At 40.4% G+C, this 21,954-nt stretch carries 19 protein-coding genes; 4 read left to right on the top strand and 15 right to left on the bottom strand.

Annotation, left to right across the window (positions count from 1 at the left end; translation table 11 throughout):
* Positions 1-40: 40 nt before the first annotated feature.
* Positions 41-571 (bottom strand): DUF5067 domain-containing protein, encoded by a 531-nt coding sequence (locus HMPREF2637_RS05490; RefSeq protein ID WP_064525079.1) that lies wholly within the window; start codon positions 569-571, stop codon positions 41-43.
* 159 nt (positions 572-730) lie between these two features.
* On the opposite strand from HMPREF2637_RS05490, the gene HMPREF2637_RS05485 reads away from it, so the two are divergent.
* Positions 731-1,996, top strand: coding sequence for an aminotransferase-like domain-containing protein (locus HMPREF2637_RS05485; protein WP_064525082.1), 1,266 nt, complete (start codon positions 731-733; stop codon positions 1,994-1,996).
* Between the two features lie 39 nt (positions 1,997-2,035).
* Here HMPREF2637_RS05485 and HMPREF2637_RS05480 read toward each other — a convergent pair whose 3' ends face one another.
* From HMPREF2637_RS05480 to pheS, 5 genes are all read right to left on the bottom strand, one after another.
* A complete protein-coding gene (locus HMPREF2637_RS05480; protein ID WP_002891184.1) occupies positions 2,036-2,374 on the bottom strand; it encodes an ATP cone domain-containing protein in 339 nt (112 codons plus the stop codon).
* 91 nt (positions 2,375-2,465) lie between these two features.
* On the bottom strand, positions 2,466-3,047 hold the full coding sequence (locus HMPREF2637_RS05475; RefSeq protein ID WP_064525085.1) for a hypothetical protein: 582 nt from the start codon (positions 3,045-3,047) through the stop codon (positions 2,466-2,468).
* Between the two features lie 68 nt (positions 3,048-3,115).
* Positions 3,116-5,554: a phenylalanine--tRNA ligase subunit beta gene (gene pheT / locus HMPREF2637_RS05470; RefSeq protein ID WP_354384749.1), complete on the bottom strand. Its 2,439-nt coding sequence runs from the start codon at positions 5,552-5,554 to the stop codon at positions 3,116-3,118.
* Between the two features lie 272 nt (positions 5,555-5,826).
* Complete coding sequence (locus HMPREF2637_RS05465) at positions 5,827-6,345, bottom strand: GNAT family N-acetyltransferase (protein WP_070839564.1); 519 nt, start codon at positions 6,343-6,345, stop codon at positions 5,827-5,829.
* A 16-nt stretch (positions 6,346-6,361) separates the two neighbouring features.
* Positions 6,362-7,405, bottom strand: coding sequence for a phenylalanine--tRNA ligase subunit alpha (pheS, locus tag HMPREF2637_RS05460; RefSeq protein ID WP_014633009.1), 1,044 nt, complete (start codon positions 7,403-7,405; stop codon positions 6,362-6,364).
* Positions 7,406-7,844: 439 nt separating this feature from the next.
* On the opposite strand from pheS, the gene HMPREF2637_RS05455 reads away from it, so the two are divergent.
* Positions 7,845-8,054, top strand: a complete 210-nt coding sequence (locus tag HMPREF2637_RS05455; protein ID WP_064525094.1) for a helix-turn-helix transcriptional regulator — start codon at positions 7,845-7,847, stop codon at positions 8,052-8,054.
* Positions 8,055-8,067: 13 nt separating this feature from the next.
* On the top strand, positions 8,068-8,613 hold the full coding sequence (locus HMPREF2637_RS05450; protein WP_064525097.1) for a DUF3278 domain-containing protein: 546 nt from the start codon (positions 8,068-8,070) through the stop codon (positions 8,611-8,613).
* Positions 8,614-9,001: 388 nt separating this feature from the next.
* Here HMPREF2637_RS05450 and smc read toward each other — a convergent pair whose 3' ends face one another.
* The 8 genes from smc to cls (HMPREF2637_RS05410) form a co-directional block, all read right to left on the bottom strand.
* Complete coding sequence (gene smc, locus HMPREF2637_RS05445; RefSeq protein ID WP_070839561.1) at positions 9,002-12,535, bottom strand: chromosome segregation protein SMC; 3,534 nt, start codon at positions 12,533-12,535, stop codon at positions 9,002-9,004.
* Positions 12,536-12,537: 2 nt separating this feature from the next.
* A complete protein-coding gene (rnc, locus tag HMPREF2637_RS05440; protein WP_004182345.1) occupies positions 12,538-13,227 on the bottom strand; it encodes a ribonuclease III in 690 nt (229 codons plus the stop codon).
* A gap of 157 nt (positions 13,228-13,384) precedes the next feature.
* A complete protein-coding gene (dapA, locus tag HMPREF2637_RS05435) occupies positions 13,385-14,320 on the bottom strand; it encodes a 4-hydroxy-tetrahydrodipicolinate synthase (protein WP_013990425.1) in 936 nt (311 codons plus the stop codon).
* Between the two features lie 330 nt (positions 14,321-14,650).
* The gene (locus HMPREF2637_RS05430; protein WP_003096845.1) at positions 14,651-15,727 is read right to left on the bottom strand and encodes an aspartate-semialdehyde dehydrogenase; all 1,077 of its coding nucleotides are present in this window, start codon (positions 15,725-15,727) and stop codon (positions 14,651-14,653) included.
* Between the two features lie 296 nt (positions 15,728-16,023).
* Positions 16,024-16,677, bottom strand: a complete 654-nt coding sequence (locus tag HMPREF2637_RS05425; protein ID WP_002885253.1) for a DNA alkylation repair protein — start codon at positions 16,675-16,677, stop codon at positions 16,024-16,026.
* A gap of 15 nt (positions 16,678-16,692) precedes the next feature.
* Entirely contained in the window at positions 16,693-18,267 is a 1,575-nt protein-coding gene (cls, locus tag HMPREF2637_RS05420) for a cardiolipin synthase (RefSeq protein ID WP_070839558.1), read from the bottom strand.
* Between the two features lie 129 nt (positions 18,268-18,396).
* Positions 18,397-18,909 (bottom strand): GNAT family N-acetyltransferase, encoded by a 513-nt coding sequence (locus HMPREF2637_RS05415; RefSeq protein ID WP_002885332.1) that lies wholly within the window; start codon positions 18,907-18,909, stop codon positions 18,397-18,399.
* A gap of 80 nt (positions 18,910-18,989) precedes the next feature.
* Positions 18,990-20,540, bottom strand: coding sequence for a cardiolipin synthase (gene cls, locus HMPREF2637_RS05410; protein WP_171963578.1), 1,551 nt, complete (start codon positions 20,538-20,540; stop codon positions 18,990-18,992).
* A 683-nt stretch (positions 20,541-21,223) separates the two neighbouring features.
* On the opposite strand from cls (HMPREF2637_RS05410), the gene HMPREF2637_RS05405 reads away from it, so the two are divergent.
* Positions 21,224-21,580 (top strand): potassium channel family protein, encoded by a 357-nt coding sequence (locus tag HMPREF2637_RS05405; protein WP_261787309.1) that lies wholly within the window; start codon positions 21,224-21,226, stop codon positions 21,578-21,580.
* 12 nt (positions 21,581-21,592) lie between these two features.
* Here the strand turns inward: HMPREF2637_RS05405 and HMPREF2637_RS05400 are convergent, their stop codons facing one another.
* A complete protein-coding gene (locus HMPREF2637_RS05400) occupies positions 21,593-21,832 on the bottom strand; it encodes a protein rep (protein ID WP_002885362.1) in 240 nt (79 codons plus the stop codon).
* Between the last annotated feature and the right edge of the window lie 122 nt (positions 21,833-21,954).

Genomic DNA, 21,954 nt, shown 5'->3' with positions numbered 1-21,954 from the left:
GACAATAAAAAAACACCACACATTCATGTGGTGATAAAACTTATTGAGCTTTTTTATCAAAGTATTTGACAGGTGCCTTTTCAAGATTTTGTAGTGAAAGCTTGGCAGTCGCGTTAGCCTCAGTACCGTAATCAGAGAAATCAATGCTAAGATCATGATCAAAATCAGCAACGGCATAGTCAACAACGATTTCTTTAACTTCCTTAGGAGCAATCTTGGTCTTATTTGCAATCTTATCTCGGTCATCATCTTTAGAAAAGACCAATGTAGCAACCTTCACTTCTTCCTTTTCTTGTTTTACATCAAGGACTACCTTCATCAAAAGAGTGTAGGCATTCATGGTTTCTTTACTTGAGTTGGTAAGTTTATAGTGAACGCGTACAGCTTTTTGACCTTCTGGTGATTCGATTTTAGTTGCAGAAAGAACTTGTACACTAGCATCTTGTCCTGTAAATAGCATTTTGTTTTTATCGTAGGTCCAAGTAGGCTCTTTCTCCGGTGTACAAGCTGACAAACCGATAACAGTTAAGCATGCAAGAGCCAGAAGTCCTAAGATTTTCTTAAAAGTCATTCTTATAATCTCCTTAAACTTATTTGAAAGGGGAATTTAGTTTTACCTTACAACCTTTTTATTATGTCAAAATCTAATAATCTTGTCAAATATCTCTAGGTCTCTTGCCCTTAGAAGACAAGTAGGGTAAAATAAGGGAAAATCTGTAAGGGGTCAGTTATGAGTATTTATCAAGATATTGTCGAGACCATCATCAAAGATATCCAAAATGGTACTTTGAAAAAAGGGAGTAAGCTCCCCTCTATTCGTCAACTTAGCCAGACTTATGCCTGTAGTAAGGATACAGCCCAAAGGGCACTCTTGGAACTCAAGTATCAAAACTATATTTATGCCGTACCCAAAAGTGGCTATTACGTCCTTGAAGGTCGCAATGAAGTTGATAATAAGGTGCTTCTTAACCTTAATGATTACAATCGATTGGCCTACGAGGATTTTAAGCTTTGTTTGGATGAAAGTTTGGCGGGGCACCAGGACTACCTCTTCAACTATTATCATGAACAAGCCGGACTCAAAGATTTGCTTGAAGCCTTAAAGAGTCGATTAATTGCTGACGATATTTATGTCAATTCGGATCAGATTGTCATAACCTCAGGAAGCCAACAGGCCCTCTACATCCTTTCACAGATGGATTTTGGTAATGGTGGCTACAAAATTCTCTTAGAACAACCTACCTATCATCGCATGAACCAGCTCGTCAACCGTCAAAATCTAGCTTACGAAACGATTAACCGTGGTTTTGATGGTTTAGATTTTGACCGCTTGGAAGAGTACTTTAAATCTGGACAGATTAAGTTCTTCTATACCATCAGTCGTTACTCCAATCCTCTTGGATTAAGCTATTCTGCCAGTGAAAAAGAAAAGCTGGCCCAACTTGCCAATCAGTATAATGTTTATATCGTTGAGGATGACTATATGGGAGACTTTAGCGATAGTAAAAATCTCCCGATTCACTACTATGACACCCAAAATCAGACCATCTACATCAAATCCTTTTCCATGGCTCTTTTTCCAGGTTTACGTCTAGGTAGCCTTGTCTTACCTCCTAATCTTAAGCCTACCTTTTTGAGCCACAAGGGACTTATTGACTATGATACCAATCTCATCATGCAAAAAGCACTTTCCGTTTATCTCGAAAATGGCATGTTCCAAAAAAACATTAAAAAACTTGGTGACCTCTTCCAACAAAACATGAGTAAAAGTCAAGCCATCATTGAGAAATCTAAGGTTATCATACCTTATCAGATTTCCCCTAGACATGTGACCTGGCAACTTCCTAAAGAGTTTTCACTTGAAAAATTCAAAGCCCACAAACAGATTCGTTTTTTAGAATCCTCCTTTATTAGACCAACTTCTGAAACTTATCTGCAGATAGGTCATGGACAGGAACTGGAATCCTTTATAAAACTTTTAAAAAAGACAAAGTGACAATTAGACACAAAAAAAGCCATCGCTTGATGGCTTTTCTTATTTAGTCTGCTCAAAGCGTAGGTGTACAATGACCTTGTCACCATAACCGTTCCGCTCCAAATCTCGTTGCAAACGGTATGAAATATAATGCTCGGCAATATTGATAAAGCCTGCTTCCATGAGACGATTTTCAACCAATGACTGAATCATGTTAATAGTTGGACGTTCTACCTGAGCATCTTGAAGATCAAGCACTACTTTTTTCGTCACTTGAGCAAGGTTTTGGCGCCAAGTATCATCAAGAACATACACAGTCTGTGCTGCTTTTAAGATGGCTTGGTAAATTTTATCAGGATCAAATTCAGCAACTTGACCATTACGTTTAATAATTTGCATGGCTACCCTCTTTTCATGGCTTTTTCTTTTATTATGCAGAGAATTTACATATTTGTCAAGTGCAAATCCCTGAAAGAGCTATCCAGACTGCTTATTCCCAGAATTTAGAAATGTACACTGGTTTGCCATGTTTATCAAAGGAAAGGGTTGCTGTGTAGGACTCTGACTTATGATGGCGCATATAATTAGCGATTCTCTTGTCACCGTTTATCAGGTGAATGTCATAAGTCTGCCCGTCAGAGCTTACAAAGTGAGCATTAATCCTAGCACTACTCGTTTTTGTCCCAACATGACTAATATCTATTTTTTCCACTTGACCATCAATGGTTTTAGCTATAGGGCCTCTATAGTCTTTGTAAATAGTGACGGTAGCCAAAACATCATCGACTAAAACATAGGTCATTCCGAAAACGAACAGATAAACTATTGGAATGACAATGAAAGATAATTTACTTTTGCGGAACGTTTCTTTATGCCAAGCCCAAATATCCTGAGGTGACATGGTTAAAAATTTTTTAAAATATTGATGAACGAGTAACCTGTAGACTAATAATACAAATATTACTTGCCCCAAGGGATAAGCAAAGCTGGGTAAACCATCAATCAGAACATTGACTTTATCAGATTCAAAAGTGTAATGTCCTAATACCCCATCAAAAAACTCTAAAAACAAATTAACTCCTTTTTGTAATATAGTCTAGTCACTTAAAAATCCATCTTCTCAGATGGATTTTTTAACTATTAACGAACCTCTGCTTCGACTTTCTCAGTAAGGACTTTGGTGATTTTTTCCATGTATTTAGCAACTTCTTCGTCTGTGAGGTTATCATTTGGATTTTGGAAGGTAAGGCTATAAGCCATTGATTTCATACCTGCACCAAGTTTTTCACCTGCGTAAACATCGAAGAGTTTAACGGCAACCAAGCGTTTGACTCCTGCAGAGTAGATAGCATCCAGAACTTCTTGATGAGTTATTTCTGCCTTGAGAAGAAGGGCGATATCACGTGATACTGCAGGGAATTTTGTGATTTCAACAAATGGTTGATCTGGTTGCAAGGCAGCTTCTACAGCACTAAGGTTAATTTCAGCCACATAAGTCTCAGGAATGCCATAGTTTTTGGCAGTTTGTGGGTGAACTTGACCAAGGAATCCAATAGTTTGATCGTCAAGCACAATAGCAGCTGTACGACCTGGGTGCATGCTTGCTAGGTCTTTTGTCGGTACATAGTCAACTGAAACTTCAAGTTTATCAAAGAGAGCTTCAACAATCCCTTTAGCATAGAAGAAATCAACTGGCGTTGCTTTGGTTTGGAAATCTTTTTCAGCTACAAGACCAGAAATAGCGAAGGCAAAGGTATTGATTTCATTTGGCAATTCCTCTTTTGGATTACCATTTTGTTCAAAGACCTTACCGATTTCGTAAATAGCAACGTTACTATTCTTACGGTTAACATTGTAAGCAACGGTATCAAGCATACCAGAGACCATGTTCTGACGGAGGGCTGAACGGTCGACAGTCATTGGCCACATCAACTCTGTCAAGTTAGTTGGTGTCGCAGCAAATTCAACGGCCTTTTCAGGTGTTGTCAAAGCATATGAGATGATTTCAGTCAATCCAGCACCTTCAGCAATGGTACGAACCTTACGGCGAAGCGCTTGTGTTTCAGTCAACTCACCAGCTGTTCCTGCTGCCTCTGGAAGTGTCGTAGGCAATTTTTCATAACCGTAGATACGTGCAATTTCTTCAACCAAGTCTGCTTGGATGCTGATATCCCAACGACGACGTGGTACAGATACTGTGAATTTATCAGCATCACCAGTCAATCCAAAACCAAGTTTCGCAAACACATCTTCAATATCCGCAAAAGTCAATTCTGTACCAAGGCGAACATTCACGTAGTCAAGGCTTGTAGAAACTTGAACTGGCTCTATGTCAACAGATCCCGCTTGAACACGGCCTGCAAGCACCGTTCCATTTGCCAATTCTTGCAACATGGCTGCAGCAAAATCAAGTGCCTCAAGGACAGTATCGTTATTGATACCTTTTTCAAAACGTGATGATGATTCTGAACGAAGGTTGAGACGGCTACTTGTCTTACGAACTGATTTACCATCAAAAACAGCAGCTTCGAGAACGACATTTTTAGAATTGTTGTCAATTTCAGTTGAAGCGCCACCCATAACACCTGCGAGGGCAACTGGTTTGTCAGCAACTGTAATAACAATATCTTCAGCAGTCAATTCACGTTCTTCACCATCGAGAGTGACTAATTTTTCCCCATCACGGGCATCACGAGCAACGATACGTGAATCTTCAAATTTATCCAAATCGAAGGCGTGCATTGGTTGTCCAAAGTAAAGAAGAACATAGTTTGTCACGTCAACCACGTTGTTGATTGGACGGATACCAGCATTCATAAGAAGATTTTGCAACCATTGTGGACTTGGTTGAACAGTAACATTCTCAACCACACGACTAGCATAAGTAGCCACTTTATCACTTTCGATGGCTACTGAAATCTTATCAGAAGCTGGTTTGCTGTCTTCAGTAACCGTTTTTTCTGGGAAGTGAACAGATTTTCCATAGATTGCAGCGACTTCATGTGCCACACCACGCATAGAAAGAGCATCCGCACGGTTAGGTGTAATTGACAATTCGATGATTTCATCATCAAGGTCAAGATATGGGAAAATGCTATCGCCAGGAACGGCATCTTCTGGCAAAATTTGGATACCATCCGCAAATTCCTTAGGAATAATGCTATCTGGAAGTCCAAGTTCTGCCAAAGAACAGATCATACCGAGAGATTCCATGCCGCGAATCTTACCTTTTTTGATTTTGTAATTGTCCGCAATGCGTGCACCAGGAATGGCAACAATGACCTTGATTCCAGCAGTGACATTTGGAGCTCCACAAACAATTTGACGTGGACCTTCAGCATCTCCTGTATCTACTTGACACAAGTGCAAGTGTGTTTCAGGCACATCTTCACATGACAAGACATGACCAACAACCAATTTAGACAAGCCTTCAGCAGGTGTTTCAACACCTTCCACTTCAATACCTGTCGTCGACATTTTTTCAGCGAGTTCAGCAGTGGTAACATCCACATCAACCAACTCTTTTAACCATTTATAACTAACTAGCATAATTATGATATTAAGACCGTGTCCTTGCACAGCAAGGAACAAAGTGACAAGATTTTAGGAAGTCGCCTGAAATCCTAATTTCAGTAGCGACTTATCTAAATCTCGAACTTTGAGGTCGTATTCAAATCCTTTCTTTAAAATTATCAGTTCAACTGATAAATGAGAGAAGAATTTAAACCTCTACTTAGGGCGGGTTCAAATCCTTTCTGTAATTTAGGAATATCTGTTTTTGATTTATGAGGAAGACAAACTTACGAGTTATATCGTCGTCTTAAATCCTCTCTATCAACTTAATAATAGGTTTATAGTTTCAATTTTAGCAACCAATCGCGGTCCACTTTACCATCACCGACCGGAAAATCGTGTTCTGCGAATTTTTCGAAGCCATATTTATCGTAAAATATCTGTGCTTTAAAATTCCTTTCCCAAACACCCAACCAGACCCAATCACAAGCAAGTTCACGAGCTTCTTGTAAAGCAAACTCAAATAATTGCTTACCCAAGCCCATGCCTTGGAAGGCCTGACTGATATAAATACGCTGAATTTGAAAGGCATTGTCCAGGTGCTGCTCTGTTTGGGCAGAACCAACATTGGTCTTTAGAAAACCTGCCTTTTCACCATCAACGAGAATGAAAAAGTAACGCGATTCTTCATGAGTGATTTCATCTAAGAGGACTTCCTCAGAAAGTGCAGTGTCAAAGTAACCTTGCAACTGGGCTTCGGTATTATCATGAGCAAAAGTCTCTCTAAAGGTTTCTTCGGAGATAACTTTTAATTCTGCTACTTCTTCCGGAAGAACCTTACGAATAGCTACTGTCATGACAACCTCCTAAACCTTATTTAAACTGTTCTGAGAAACGAACATCACCTTGGTAGAAACCACGAATGTCGTTGATACCATAACGAAGCATGGCAATACGTTCTTGACCAAGACCAAAGGCGAAACCTGAATATTCTTCAGAATCAACACCAGACATCTCAAGCACTTGTGGGTGAACCATACCAGCACCGAGGATCTCGATCCAACCTGTCTTCTTACATACGTTACATCCTTTACCACCACACTTAAAGCATGACACGTCAACTTCAACTGAAGGCTCAGTAAATGGGAAGTAAGATGGACGCAAACGGATTTGACGTTCTGCACCAAACATTTTTTGGATAATCATTTCAAGCGTTCCCTTAAGATCACCCATTGAGATGTTTTTACCAACGACCAAACCTTCGATTTGGTGGAACTGGTGACTGTGAGTCGCATCATCTGTATCACGACGGAAAACACGTCCTGGTGAGATCATCTTAAGTGGACCTTTAGAAAAATCGTGTTTATCAAGTGTACGAGCTTGGACAGGACTTGTATGTGTACGAAGCAAAATTTCTTCCGTAATGTAGAAGGTATCTTGCATGTCACGCGCTGGGTGGTCCTTAGGCAAGTTCATACGTTCAAAGTTATAGTAGTCAGTCTCAACTTCAAAACCATCAACGATTTGGAAGCCCATCCCCAAGAAAATGTCTTCGATTTCTTCAGCTGTTTGGCTAAGAATATGACGGTTACCAAGTTTGACTTGGCGTCCTGGAAGGGTTACGTCAAGACTTTCAGAGTCAAGTTGGGCTTGAATTTTAGCGGCTTCAACAATTTTAGCGGCTTCATCAAAAGCTTCAGTCAAAACGTCACGAACTTCGTTGACCATTTTACCAACTTTAGGGCGTTCTTCATTAGGAAGGTCTTTAAGCCCCTTCAAAAGATCTGTCAAAGAGCCCTTTTTACCCAAAACTGCAACACGCAATTCTTGTAATTCTTTAGAGTGTTCACCACGCATTTCAGCCAATTTAGCCTGTGTTGAGGTTTTCAACTCTTGCAATTGTGTTTGTAAATCCATGAGATTCCTTTCTGATGTAACAATTTCGAATCGCAAACAAAAAACCACATGCCAAAACTCCAACCCGGAGCGTTGACACGCGGTACCATCCGTTTTTTATCTGGTTACCCAGACCTTGATTCGTCAGTCGTTTTCATGAGTGAATTCGCCGAACTTCCCTTGAGGAGGCTTCCAGTCCATGACCCCCAATCCCTGTCAATTTCCATAAGGTTACTAGTCTCTACGACCTCTATTCAATTACTATCAATTTTACCAAAAAAATAAAAAGCTTTCAAGAGCTGACAAAGAATCCTTTAGTTAATGCCAAAATAGAAAATATGTCTAAGATAATTGACACACCTATATAAATTTGCTACAATTATGTCAGATAAAGTTGACATAATTAATAAATTGCGACTGACAGCAACACACTAGCTTGTCTTTCAGAAGGAGGCCCATTATGAATCATGTCAGGGAATTTAGAAAGAATATGGGGCTTTCGCAATTAGAACTTGCAAAGTCTATTGGCGTTTCCCGACAGACTATTAACATGATCGAAAATAACAAATATAACCCAACACTAGAGCTCTGTCTTAATCTAGCTAAAGCTCTAGATACGGATCTTAACAGTCTCTTTTGGGATGAAAATCCGAATAGAGATATAAGATAGAAAGAGGTAAATCATGATTAAAGAAACTTTCACTGACAAACTAATTAAACGTTTTTATGGTATCACAGGTCCTTTAGATGAACAAAAGCGCCAACAGGTTGATCGAATGGGTAACATAGCTTTCGTAGTTCTTTTCTTTACCTTACTTTGTGTTAATGGTATTGCCTTTCTTATAGGCTTTAAGTATCCCGAACTTGTAGCTCGTATTTATCCTATCCTCCTCTTGATTATCATTCTGTTAGTTAGCAGCATCCTTACTTATAAGTTAAAGATAAGTGCTGTTAATGCTTTTGACGAGGAAGAACTGACTGAGAAAGAGAAAAAACAACTTAAGCACGTGGGGCTTAAGTCAGGTTTATGCTTTGGGATTAGCATGTTCTTAGGCATGCCCCTAGTTCACTTCTTAGTTGACAATAAAGACTATTTGACAGAATTATTCTCAATCCATAATATGCTATCAGGCATTTTTGAAGCTATCCTTTTTGGGGCTATCATGCAGGGCTTGGTCAATGCTGGTATCAAACAAGCCAAATCTCAAGCTGAGAAAGGTGACCAATAAACTAAAAAGACAAAGAAAAATCCAGGTTTCCCAGCCTGGATTTTTCGCTCGAAAGAAGACTTCTTAGACTTGTATACGCGAAGCCTAAATGTGTCCAGAAAATCGTATCTTAACACATACACTATAACTAACTTAAAAAACACCATATCCCCATATGACATTTCCTTAAATATTGTAACATGTCAGTGGGAAATGACAAGTCGCCCTCTCTCTCATAAACCCTAAAATCCTAATCATAGCCTTTTTTATGCCATTTTACGCAATCGATTGCGTAATTTTGAAAGCGCAAACTTAATGATTTTCTGAAAGTCCTTGCAAATTTTTTGAGACTATGAAAAAAGATAGTGATAAAGCTATCAACTATCTTTCATGAAAATATAATCTATTTTTAGTCTAAATCAAGGTCTTTTAGTTTGACCGAAACGATTTTCGAGACACCTGATTCCTGCATAGTTACCCCATAAATAGAGTCTGCCGCGGACATGGTTCCTTTACGGTGGGTAACTACGATAAACTGACTAGACTTGTCAAAACGATTGAGGTAGTCACCGAAGCGTTTAACATTGGCTTCATCCAAAGCCGCTTCTACTTCGTCTAGGATAACAAATGGAATAGTCTTTACACGAATGATGGCAAAGAGGAGGGCCAGAGCTGACAAAGCCTTTTCACCACCAGACATAAGGTTAAGCGATTGAATTTTCTTACCTGGTGGCTGAACTGAAATTTCTACTCCAGCCTCTAGGAGATTGTCTGAGGTCAAAATCAAGTCAGCTGAACCTCCACCGAACATCTGCGTAAAGGTTTGTTTAAAGCTTTCTCGGATAGCCTCAAAGGTTGCTTTAAAGCGTGATTTCACTTCATCATCCATGTCATTAATGGTATTTAGAAGGAGACTCTTGGCTTCGAGCAAATCATCCTTTTGGCCGTTCAAGAAATCTAGACGTTGCTTAACCTCTTCAAATTGGGCAATAGCATCCACATTGACTGGCCCCAAAGCTTTAATCGAACGCTCAAGACCTTGCAGATTCTGGCGGGTTTGTTCGACATTGTCAAGAGGGCTAGCCTGACCTTTGGCTGCTTCGAGCGTCATCTGATAATCTTCAGCCAACTGAGTCGCAAACTTACGAAGTGATTGACTAATCTGACTTTCACGCTCTTCCAGGCGAGTCTGTTGACGAATCAAATCCTCGTTACGATTGCCAGCTTTTGCCAAACGCTCCTCCAAATCCTCCAACTGACCTTCGTAATCTTGCACCTGAATCTTGGCACGGACAAGAGCTTGTTCCAAATCGTCTTTACGTTGAACAGCCTCTTTATGCTGTGCTTGCAGATGGGGAAGGCGGTCAGTTTGGTCTTCATCAACCTGGTTGTTAAGGAGTGCCTTAAGACTATCCGATTCTTGCATTAACTCAGATAAGTCAGCTTGAAGACGATTGCTCTCTGTCTTCGCAAAACGCAATTCTGCCTGCAAGTCACGTTCCTTCAACTGAAGTTCAGATTGCTTGTCTAGGAGCACCTGTTTTTGTTGACCAAGAGCATCTTTATCTTCCTTAATTGCCTCAATACGGTCGTTAATGGCCTCACGCTTGGATGCAATTTGTGCTAACTCAGCTTTAAGTTGCTCAGCCTTATCTTGCAGATTTGCACCTTCAGATCCCTGAGAATCCTGTTTGAAACTATCTACTAAGGCTTGATTTTTCTCTACATCTGACAAGGCTTGTTGATGTTCTAAGCCTAGTTTTTGCTCTTGCAGACGAGCATTCTCACCATCTACCTTAAGATCTTCTAGCGCTTTCTGTAGAGCCTTACGTTTAACCTTAAGGGCTTCAACTTTGGCTTCACTATCACTTAATTGAGCCTTAATCTGGTTAATTTCAGCAGTCAATGCATCTAGTTCAGGCTTGATAAAGAGACTATTATTTTGTTTGTTGGTACCACCAGCAAAGGCACCACCTGGACGAATCTCAGAGCCATCAAGAGTAACCATACGCACTTGGAAACGAACCGCTCGAGCCGCCTTATTGGCATTGTCAATGGTATCAAAGATTGCCGTAACCCCAAGGAGGTTTTGGAAAATATTAGATAAGCGGTCCTCATAAGTAACCAAATCGGAAGCCATACCTATAAAACCTGGTGCATTGGCAAGACTTTGAGCAAATTGTTCATTAAGTTGACGTGGCTTAATAGTGGTCAAAGGCAAGAAGGTCGCACGTCCCTGACGATTTCGTTTCAAGTAGTCAATCGAACGCTTAGCAGCCGCTTCGTCCTCAACAATAATGTTTTGCCCGCTAGCTCCCATAGCAATCTCAAGAGCCGTCTGATAACGCGTGTCAAAGGTTAAGTGTTCACTGACTGCACCAATAATTCCCTGAATGAATTGGGCATTTTGAAGGACAGCCTTCACCCCTGCATAGAAATTAGAATGATTTTTCTGAATAGATTCTAGACTTTGACGACGAGCATCTTTACTTTTAAGATAATCCATGAGGTCAAACATCTGCTTTTGAGCCTCTTGGTAGTCCTTATCAAGAGCTTGATAAGTCTGAGCCTTTTCTTTGTAGCTAGCTAGGAGGTTTTGAAGACTCTCTTGGGCTGCTTGATAAGCTTTTTGGGCTTCGCTGGCCACTTCCTGAGCGGAGAGCAAATCAGCTTGAGCTTGTTTAAATTCTTCAGCTTGTGCCTCAAGCGCTTGTGTCTGACTGTCCATGTCGTGAGTGACCTGAGTCAAACTGTTGGAAACCTTGGCTTCCTCCTGCATCAGACCAACATAGTCCTCACGTAAACGTTCAATAAGCGTATCTGGGTCATCAGAAAATTGCTCCAGTTCTTTTTGAATAGCGATTAGCTCTTGGGCAAGGCTATCCAACTCAGCATTCAATTCAACTTGGCCTTGATTAACCTTATCAAGTGATGCCTGAGCTTCTTCTTTCAAATGCTCTAACTCACTGAGACGAGCTTCAGTTTCTTCTTTTTTCTCTGAACGCTGCTGACTCTCCATGGTATAAAGATCAATTTGACGCTCAAAGTCACTAATAAGTCGTGTGACATCCACCAAGGTTTGTTGGTCAGAAGAAATTTGTTCTGAAATTTGATGTCGTTTTTGTTTGAGTTCTTGGTTCTCAGTCTCTAGGCGATGGCGTTCCTCATAATAGCTGGTTAATTTTTCCTTGACCTCTGACAAATCCTCTTGGGTCTGGCTCAAGTCAGACTTACCAATTTCAATATCGTGGACCAAAAGATTAAGCTGAGTCTGTCTACGTTCCTCATCTAATTCCAAGTAACGTTTAGCAGTCGCTGCTTGCTTTTCAAGCGGTTTAACCTGACCGTCCAGCTCGTAAATGATATCTTCCAAACGATCAAGGTTATCTTGGGTTTGATTAAGCTTACTTTCCGTTTCTTTCTTACGTGTCTTATATTTAAGAACCCCTGCGGCTTCTTCGAAAATAGCGCGGCGTTCTTCAGGTTTGGCATTAAAAATAGCCTCAACACGACCTTGGGAAATAATAGAAAAAGAATCACGCCCCAGACCGGTATCCATGAAGAGGTCATGAATATCACGCAGACGAACTTTGCGACCATCAATCAAGTAATCATTGTCACCGTTTCGATAAATGTGACGCTCCACACGAATGGTTTCGCCAGCACCCGCGATAAAACCATCACTGTTATCAAGAGTGACTGCCACTTCCGCATAGTTGAGAGCCTTACGAACCTCTGTTCCTGCAAAAATAACGTCAGGCATCTTGCCCCCACGCAAGCTCTTGGCAGATGATTCACCCAGTGCCCAGCGCAGACTCTCTGTAATATTTGATTTTCCCGATCCATTTGGACCTACAACGGCTGTTACTCCCTTGTCAAAGATGACTTGCGTCTTATCCGCAAAGGATTTAAAGCCCTGCATTTCAATTGATTTCAAATACATGCTTAATTTCCTAGTTGTTCAAGGGCAGCCTTTGCCGCTGCCTGTTCAGCTAATTTCTTAGATTTTCCAAGACCTGTGCTGAGTTCCTTACCATCAACAGCTACCTGCATAGTAAATTCTTTGGCATGAGCTGGTCCAGACTCGTCGATAACAGTATAAGTAATATCAACCGTACCATTGACCTGAAGACGCTCTTGCAAGGCTGTCTTATAGTCTGTGACGCGGTCAAAGTTTCCCTTTTCAACCTGAGGAATCATGACCTGATTCAAGAATTTCTCAACAGCAGGCAAGCCTTGATCCAGATAAAGGGCACCGAGGAAGGCCTCCCAGAGGTCACCTAGGATAGTGGCACGTTCACGTCCACCGGATTTTTCTTCCCCTTTACCAAGACGAATATACTGCTCGAATCCGCAAGCCTTTGTAAAACCTGCCAAACTTTCTTCACGAACGATAGTACTACGCATCTTAGACATTTCCCCCTCTGGCTTGTTAGGGTAGCGATTGTAAAGATAAACGGAAATGACTAATTGCAGAGCCGCGTCTCCTAAAAATTCCAAACGTTCATTATGTGAAATGTTTAGGAGGCGGTGCTCATTGGCATATGAGGTATGGGTAAATGCTGTTTCTAAGAGGTCTTTTTGGCTAAAAACAATACCAAAATCCTGCTCAAGTTTTTGTTCAAGTTGATTCATGAAACTTCCTTTCTTTTTAAGCACACTAATTATAATTATATCAAAAAAAAGCTGATTTTCATGATAGAAAACTGCTTTTAGACCCTATATCAGCTTATTTTGTGAGATTTAACCTATTCAACTAAAAAAGCTGAGCAAGCTGCTCAACTTCATTTTCTTAATAATCTGGACGAACAACACCTGTAACTGTCTCACGTGTTGCTTCGACATCTTCTTCAAGGACGACCTTGATGATACGTTTAGCTTCTTCTGAAGTACATGCAACCAATGGCAAACGAAGTGGTCCAACTTCGAAACCAAGATGGTTGAGAACAGCCTTGACAGGTGCAGGACTTGGTACTGAGAAGAGAGCGTTAACTTTAGGAATAAATTTACGTTGGATAGCTGCTGCTGTCTTGAGGTCACTATTTTCAATAGCTTCAAGCATGGCGTGCATCTCATCACCATTTGTATGAGAGGCTACTGAGATAACACCGTTAGCTCCAAGGTTCATAGCGTGGAAGGCATCCCCATCTTCACCGGTATAAACCAAGAAATCTTCTGGTTTATGTTCGATAAGGTAGGCCATATTAGCAAGGCTGGTACATTCTTTAACCCCGATAATATTTGGATGTTCAGCCAAACGAAGCATGGTATCAGGAGCCATTTCAACAACCACACGACCAGGGATGTTGTAGATGATAATTGGCAAATCAGAAGCATCCGCAATAGCTTTGAAGTGTTGGTACATACCTTCTTGTGATGGCTTGTTGTAGTAAGGCACGATAGCAAGACCAGCTGCAAAACCACCAAATTTGGCAACTTCTTTGGCAAACTCGATAGAGTCTCGTGTATCGTTGGTACCGACCCCAGCAATTAATGGCACACGTCCATTAACGATTTTCTGAACAGCCGCAAAGAGTTCCAACTCCTCATCGTGAGTAAGTGTTGGACTTTCAGCTGTTGTCCCCGCCAAAAGAAGAGCTTCTGTATGGTGAGCCAAAAGATGCTCAATCAATTCTGGAAGCGCATCATAATTGATTGAGCCATCTTCGTGGAAAGGTGTAATAAGGGCTGTGATCAGTTTGACATCTCTTAATTGATCAATTGACATAATATTCTCCTTCAACCGTTTTCTAATCCTTTCCATTTTACCATAATTTTGACCAGACAGACAGATAAGTTAACAATTTTCTGAAAACGTGAGGACTGACTATTTCAATATGATAGTCAAAACACAAAAAAACAGAGAGAAGTCTCTCTGCTTTATAGGAATCATAACGCAGTGGTTGATTGGAACTACTCATGTCTGCAGCATTCGTACTTCCTAATCAACTGTGCGGGGGTGGTATAAAAGTCCTGTGGACTTTTATAGCCTAAGCCTTAAATTATAAAAGCGAAGGAGAAATCAAACTCTTCGAGTTACTGATTTCTGTTTCGCTCCCTATTTCAATTCAAATTTCAATTCTGAAGTTGGGCGAACCAAACCACGTTCGTGAAGTGTTTCTGCGATTTGTACTGAGTTCCAAGCGGCACCTTTAAGGAGGTTATCTGAAACAACCCACATGTGGATACCTTTTTCAGCATCCAAGTCTTTACGGATACGTCCGACAAATGTATCACGTGAACCTACAGCATTAACGGCTTGTGGGTAGACTTGGTTAGCAACGTCGTCTTCAAGGACTGCACCTGGGAATTCTGCAATAGCAGCTTTCACTTCGTCAATTGGTGCCACTTCTTTTGTTTCAATGTAAACTGACTCTGAGTGAGCTGACAAGACTGGAATACGTACACATGTTGCTGATACGGCAATGCTATCGTCTTCCATGATTTTCTTAGTTTCGTTTGTCATCTTCATTTCTTCGTAAGTGTAGTCATTTTCAGTGAAGACGTCGATTTGAGCCAAAGCATTGAAGGCGATTGGGAAGTGTTTCTTATCGCCACCACATGGCAAGATTTCAGCTTTAACATCACGTGGGTTAACGCCGTCATTCAAAACTTCTTTCAACTCACGTTGTGTTTCAAGGATTGCTCCCATACCAGCACCTGATACGGCTTGGTAAGTTGACACGATGATACGGTCCAAGCCCCATTTTTGACGAACTGGCTCAAGGGCAACCATCATTTGAATCGTTGAACAGTTAGGGCAAGCGATAATACCGTTGTGAGCATCAAGCGCATGTGCATTGACCTCAGGTACAACCAATGGTACATCTGGGTTTTGACGGAAGTATGATGTATTATCAACGACTACTGCACCTGCTTTAACAGCGTATGGTGCATATTTAGCAGAGGTAGATCCACCAGCTGAGAAAAGTGCAATATCTACACCTTCAAATGCGTCTTCAGTCGTTTCTTCGATAGTCACATCTTGACCTTTAAATTGCAAGACTTTCCCTGCAGAACGTGCAGACGCAAGGTAGCGAATTTTATCGATTGGAAGTGTTGATTCTTCCAACATTTTGATCATTTGAGCACCGACGGCACCTGTAGCACCGACAACAGCAACTGTGTATCCCATAGTAAAACCTCTTTCGGAATTTTCTATCAATTTAGTTTAGTGAATCTATTATACTACGTTTAAGCCCAGTTGAAAAGGGTTAAAAGGCCAAGAATAAAGAAAAAATCCCCTACCAAATGGTAAGGGATAGGAGGCATCTTTCGATGAGAGTAGCAGGTTCACACAACTACTCAAGGTCCGCTCCTGCGTTACAATCTAATGTAGACCTCCTCAGCGCAAAAGGCTCTAAAGAGCCAATCGACTCATCGCATGTTTCTATTCTAGCATATTGAACGACAGAGTCAAGCTCTTGATTTCTATAAATACTTACTTCCCTCACGAATGCTAAGAGATGACATTTGACTAGCATGTTGATCAATAAAAGCCCGAACCCAATCAGGATTTACCTTTGAGTAATTGCGCAAACTCCAACCGATAGCCTTGTTAATGAAAAACTCAGTCTGTCCAAAGTTGTTACAGATAACCTCAGCTAAGAGGTTTGTATCAGTCAATTCTTTACGCATAAGCTGGTGGTCGATGGCAATACGTCTCAACCAAAAATCCTCATCCAGACTCCATTGACGCATGATATTCTTGGTTTCTGGGTAGTGAAAAGTAATCTCCCCGATGATACGGTCCAACTGATCTATACTGTCCCACCATGATTTGGTTTGAGCCAATTCCTTTAGCTTTGGAAAATCTTCAGGTCTAAGCTCCTTCTTCTTTTTATCCAGATAATCCATAGCAATATATTGAAACTCACGGTAAGGTTGCTGCCAACACTCTTCCACAAAAGTCCAATCAATTGGATGTTTTATGAAAGGCTTAAAAAACTCTCTTTCAATCTTTTTGAGAATTGGTTTTTGAACGCCAAGAAAGCTGAATTTATTTTTCATATAAGCTTCCATTGCTGGGACTTTCGTTGGATTAGCTTGGTCTTCTAACAATTTCAAAAGAATTTTTGTATCCATATGATTCCTCCTTTTTTACATCAAAGGTCCAATCAAAGAAAAGAGATAGCCACATAGACGATGAGCTAAAGGCATTTTTGATAAACTTTCCAATGTCACTTCCTCTGAAAGAGCCTGAGTTTTCTCAAAATCTTGTTCAATCTTAATCACTTCCAAATTTTTATAGAGATAAACCCCGTCTTCAAAATTTTGATAGAGACTTCGGTAGTCTGTATTAATGGTACCTACCACAGCTTGTTGACCATCAGAAACATAAACTTTAGCATGGACAAAGCCTGGGGTATAGCGGAAAATACGGACGCCAGCATCCAAGAGGGCTTTAAAATAGGTCGTCGCAATATCAAAGGCATACTGTTTATCTGGAATTCCTGGCATAATGATACGAACATCCACACCTCGTCTGGCCGCAAAGGTCATGGCCCGAACCAATTCGTCATCCAAAATCAGATAAGGCGTCATGATATAGACATAATTAGTTGATGTATTTAGAAGATGTAAATAAACATTTTCGGCAACCTTGTGGTAGGTCAGCGGTGAATTGCCATAAGGGAGTACAAAGCCTTGACTCTTTCTTTGTTGAGGTTTTTCTTGTAGATAGTACTCCACATCCGTTTTATCCTCTATTCCAGTCACTGTCCACATGGTCAAAAAGAGAGCTTTTAGCGTTTGAACTGCTGAACCATCTAAACGAAGGGCTGTGTCCTTCCAATGACCAAAGCGTTCTCGTTTATTAACATACTCGTCAGCGATATTAACGCCACCAGTATAAGCAACTTGACCATCAATCACTGTAATCTTTCGATGGTCTCGGTAATTGTAATAGGTTGATAGAACGGGTTTGACTGGTGAGAAGGCCTGGGCTTTAATGCCAACCTTGTGTAGTCGCTCAATATAATCGTAGGACAAGGTAGTCATCTCATTCATCCCATCAAACATGACACGAACGTCCAGACCTGCCTTGGCCTTCTCCTCTAAAATTGTTAAAATCTCGCCCCACATGATTCCTTCGTCAATGATGAAATATTCCATGAAGATATAACTCTCCGCCTTTTTCAAATCCTCCAACAAGGCTGGAAGCATGTCATCTCCAAGTGGAAAATAGGTAACCTCTGTGTTTCTGTAGATAGGAAACTGTGCTGGACTATGCTCCAAAAAATAAGCTAATTTCTGTAATTGGCGATCACTTTGGGATAAATAATCAGCAACTTCTGGATTGGTGCTTAAATGGTCGGATGCCTGCACTGTAGCATCCTCAAGCCGTTTCTTCAAGCGTCTGACACCCAAATCAGCCAGTGAAAAGTAAAGCAGAGCCGTCCCAAAAATTGGAAAGAGGGCAATGATAATCATCCAGGACAGTTTGGAACGAGAATCCATGGAACGATTGAGCAAGTAAAAGAAGGTAAAGACACTCAACAAGTGTTCCCATAAGATAATGGATGGGAAATGCTCTTGTAGGCTGAGATATGAAAAGACAAGAAAGGCCAATTCCAGTAAGAAGAACAGGAGGATGGGAACCTTTCGGTTAAGTAGAATTTTGCCCCATCTGGAGGGCTTTTGGGGTAACAGTCTAGCACTTTGTTCTTGAGTCATATAGGCTCCTTTCGTGTAGGGGAGACCATTACAACTTTCCGGTCTCCTTCAGTAATTTTATTAGTATCGTTTTAGCCTATGAAAAAGGCAGGAATAATTAGCTATTGCAATTTAGAATTGGCGTGGTTTCTACTGTATTTTCCTGACAGGGCCATCTATGGTCTTTTGCATCCAGACGATATCATGCCATTTGTTAAACTTATAGCCAATCTTTGGGAAATGAGCCACTTGAACATAGCCCCGCTTTTCATGCATGGAAATGCTCGCTTCGTTCGGAACAGCGATACAAGCCAGAAAGCGTAAGTAGCCTCGTGCTTGCAACTCCTCTTCTAAGGCCGTATAAAGGGCCGATCCAATCCCTTGTCCACGCGCCTCTTTGGCTACATAAATAGACAATTCAGTGGTCCAATCATAGGCTGTACGAGCATAATAGGTTGAGGCATAAGCATAGCCTAGCACTTGGCCATTCTCTTCCGCTACTAAATAGGGGTATTTTTCAAGCGTCTTGCAAATGCGTTTTTCAAACTCTTGAACACTGGGAACCTCATATTCAAAGGTAAAAGCTGTCTTCTCGACATAGGGTGTATAGATGGCCTGGATAGCTTGTGCATCTGACAAGCTGGCTGGACGAATGGTTAACATCATTTTCTCCTTCGACTTCATTATCTTTATTTTAAACTATAAAAAAAGAGGGCTCAACCCTCTTATAACAAGTCTTGTCACTACATCAATGGCGCAACTAATCTGGTCAATAAGCCCAAGCACTTCTGGTGAAATGGTCGATTTTTAACATCAGTCATGCTGACTCGATGACACTTGGCCATTGTCGCTTGGAAATCTTCCTCAATACCAACCACTGATGACGTCCTGTAAAGATAGGTCGCACACTCAAAGTGGTGATAAAGACTGCGGTAATCCAAATTAATCGTTCCGACAACAGCCCTACTATTGTCACTCACAAATACCTTTGCATGAACAAATCCAGGAGTGTACTCATAGATTTTTACGCCGGATGCCAAAAGTGTTGGGTAGTAAGTCTTAGCGAGGTAGTAAGCTGACTTTTTATCAGGAATACCAGGCATGATGATACTGACGTCTACCCCACGCTCGGCCGCAAATTTCAAAGCATGTAGTAACTCACCATCTAAAATAAGATAAGGCGTCATGATGTGAACAAAATCACGCGCATGGTTAAGGATGTCAATATAGACATTCTCACCAACTTTATCCTTGTCCAATGGAATATCTCCATAAGGAACAACAAAGCCAGGGGTATCAAAGACCTTATGTTCAACCATATACGGCGTAACATCTAAGGTTTCGTTAGAATAGGTCCACATCTGAAGAAAGAGAACTAAAAAAGTATCAACCGCTGGGCCCTCCAGCATCAAGGCAGTATCTTTCCAATGACCGAAACGCTCAATCTTGTTGATATACTCGTCAGCTAAATTAACCCCGCCTGTGAAAGCAACCTTACCATCAATCAGCAAGATTTTTCTATGGTCACGATAGTTGTAATAGGTCGACAAGAAAGGCGTTACAGAGGCAAAAACACGAGATTGAATCCCAATTCTCTCCAAACGTTTCTTATAGTCGAAACTTAAGGTTGAAAATTCATTCATTCCGTCATATAGGACTCGCACTTCCACCCCTTCTTGAACCTTTTGTTTCAAGATTGCTAGGATTTCACCCCACATTTCACCTTCACCAATAATGAAATATTCCAAGAAAATGTACTTCTCCGCTTTAAGAAGTTGCTTCTTCATTTCCTCAAACTTGGCTTCACCACTTGGGAAATAGGTCGTCTTCGTGTGACGATAAACTGGAAAGGAACCGTTCACATTTTCAAGATATTGGACCAAGTTATAGTTGCTGGTGTGACGCTGTTTAAGCTCTTCGAGGGCCTGATTATCTTGTTTCAGAATACCAGAACTGCGGTCAATATTGCTCTGAATAGCACGCTTCATCCCTGTGTAACCTATATCAAGTTTCGTATAAGCCAAGAGCAAGGTTCCGATAATTGGAAAAGGCAAGACTATCAGGAGCCAAGTATTGACGGCTGTTGATTCCATATCACTTTGAAAGAGATAAATAATGGCCAGAATACGAAGGACTACTTCTGTAACTTGCAGGTGTATCCTATATTGATGCAACCAGAGGTAAGACATGGCCACAACAACAAGCTGCAGTAAGATGATCAAGAAGATAATCGTAGCACGACTAAAGATTCCACGAAGAAAGCCGCGACGACTCTTATCATAAAGACGTTCAATTTTAGCTTCGTTTTTGATAGCATGACTCCTTTCCCTTTTTAATTAATCTTATTATAACAAAATTTGTAAAATTAAGCTAGACAGAAAAAGCCATCTAGGCTAGTCTCAGATAAACACCACATTTATCTGAAAGGAACTAACATATAGGACGAAATGGATTACCGAAACAAATGGATTTTACGAATGTTTCTCAAAATTATGAGGCTGGGACAAAAGTCCTAGCCTCTCAATTTGTCTTTGGATTGTCGAGAAAGACGCAGTGGTTGAGTGGGCTCTACTACGCTGATTTCATCAGCTTTTACAGCCCTACTCAACTGTGCGGAGGTGGGACGACGAAATCGAATTCTAACGAATTACCGATTTCTGTCCCACTCTCAAGAAATAGAATTCCTAGGAAATCATTGAATTATCAATCACCCTACCAAGTTTTTCTGAGTTACTTGAAAAGTCTAACTTAATTTGACAATTTAGGTCCCAATTTGTAAAATTAAGCTAGACAGAAAAAGCCTATGTTAGGCTCAGATAAACACCACATTTGTCTGAAAGGAACTAACATAAATGACCTATACTCATCTTACCACAAACGAGCTTGTAACGATAGAGGCTTACTATCAAGAAAACATAATAAAAATTAATATAAAAAGTGTCTAAAATACATATTTAAACACTTTTTGTATGCTATAATTTTCATTAACACTATAACAAAGGAGAACCAAATGAAACGTTTAAATACTCTATTTCATATTATAAAAGTTACAGGATTTAATCAATTTTTGATAAGTTTTGTAAGTTTTATTTTTATTTCAGGAGGAATACTTTTATTAGTTGAACCTCAAATAAGTAATTACTGGGATGGACTATGGTATGCTTTTGTCACATCAACAACAGTAGGTTACGGAGATATACTAGCTACTACTCTAATCGGACGTATTACTAGCGTCTTTTTAACTGTATATGGACTTATTTTTTTTGGATGCTTATCAGCCGTAATTGTCAATTACTACAGCAAATTAAATACACCTAATAATAAAACTGACTAACATATTTCTTAGTTACTGTAAAAAATAATTCTTTCTCTGCCAATTCCAAACGGCTACAATTTCCTGACCTCGCGATACTTCTTGACTATCCTCTCCAGTCTGAACAAGATTACCATCTTCGACATCATCTAAGTCTAATTCTTTCTTGATAGTCTTGAAGAGTTTGCCAAATCCAATCTGTCGTTTCCGATAAAGTCCCTCAAACAAATCACCCGTTATCCGTTCTTTCGTCTCTTCAGACAAGACAATCACTTGTTTGTCATTCTCTTTCTCGACATCAAATGGATTTTACTAATATTTCTCAAAATTATGAGGCTGGGACAAAAGTCCTAGCCTCTTTATTGTTTTTGGATTGTCGAGCAAGACGCAGTGGT

This window comes from Streptococcus sp. HMSC065H07 (assembly GCF_001837325.1).
In the GTDB taxonomy this organism is placed as follows: Bacteria; Bacillota; Bacilli; order Lactobacillales; family Streptococcaceae; genus Streptococcus; species Streptococcus salivarius_H.
This window is presented reverse-complemented; position numbering and strand designations above follow the sequence as displayed.

Coding starts and splice junctions, on each gene's coding strand:
- pheS (WP_014633009.1), bottom strand. CDS start 7,405: ATGGATTTACAAACACAATTGCAAGAGTTGAAAACCTCAACACAGGCT.
- HMPREF2637_RS05430 (WP_003096845.1), bottom strand. CDS start 15,727: ATGGGATACACAGTTGCTGTTGTCGGTGCTACAGGTGCCGTCGGTGCT.
- smc (WP_070839561.1), bottom strand. CDS start 12,535: ATGTATTTGAAATCAATTGAAATGCAGGGCTTTAAATCCTTTGCGGAT.
- HMPREF2637_RS05425 (WP_002885253.1), bottom strand. CDS start 16,677: ATGGATACAAAAATTCTTTTGAAATTGTTAGAAGACCAAGCTAATCCA.
- dapA (WP_013990425.1), bottom strand. CDS start 14,320: ATGTCAATTGATCAATTAAGAGATGTCAAACTGATCACAGCCCTTATT.
- HMPREF2637_RS05465 (WP_070839564.1), bottom strand. CDS start 6,345: ATGACAGTAGCTATTCGTAAGGTTCTTCCGGAAGAAGTAGCAGAATTA.
- HMPREF2637_RS05490 (WP_064525079.1), bottom strand. CDS start 571: ATGACTTTTAAGAAAATCTTAGGACTTCTGGCTCTTGCATGCTTAACT.
- HMPREF2637_RS05480 (WP_002891184.1), bottom strand. CDS start 2,374: ATGCAAATTATTAAACGTAATGGTCAAGTTGCTGAATTTGATCCTGAT.
- HMPREF2637_RS05485 (WP_064525082.1), top strand. CDS start 731: ATGAGTATTTATCAAGATATTGTCGAGACCATCATCAAAGATATCCAA.
- HMPREF2637_RS05450 (WP_064525097.1), top strand. CDS start 8,068: ATGATTAAAGAAACTTTCACTGACAAACTAATTAAACGTTTTTATGGT.
- rnc (WP_004182345.1), bottom strand. CDS start 13,227: ATGAATCAACTTGAACAAAAACTTGAGCAGGATTTTGGTATTGTTTTT.
- cls (WP_070839558.1), bottom strand. CDS start 18,267: ATGACTCAAGAACAAAGTGCTAGACTGTTACCCCAAAAGCCCTCCAGA.
- HMPREF2637_RS05455 (WP_064525094.1), top strand. CDS start 7,845: ATGAATCATGTCAGGGAATTTAGAAAGAATATGGGGCTTTCGCAATTA.
- HMPREF2637_RS05415 (WP_002885332.1), bottom strand. CDS start 18,909: ATGTTAACCATTCGTCCAGCCAGCTTGTCAGATGCACAAGCTATCCAG.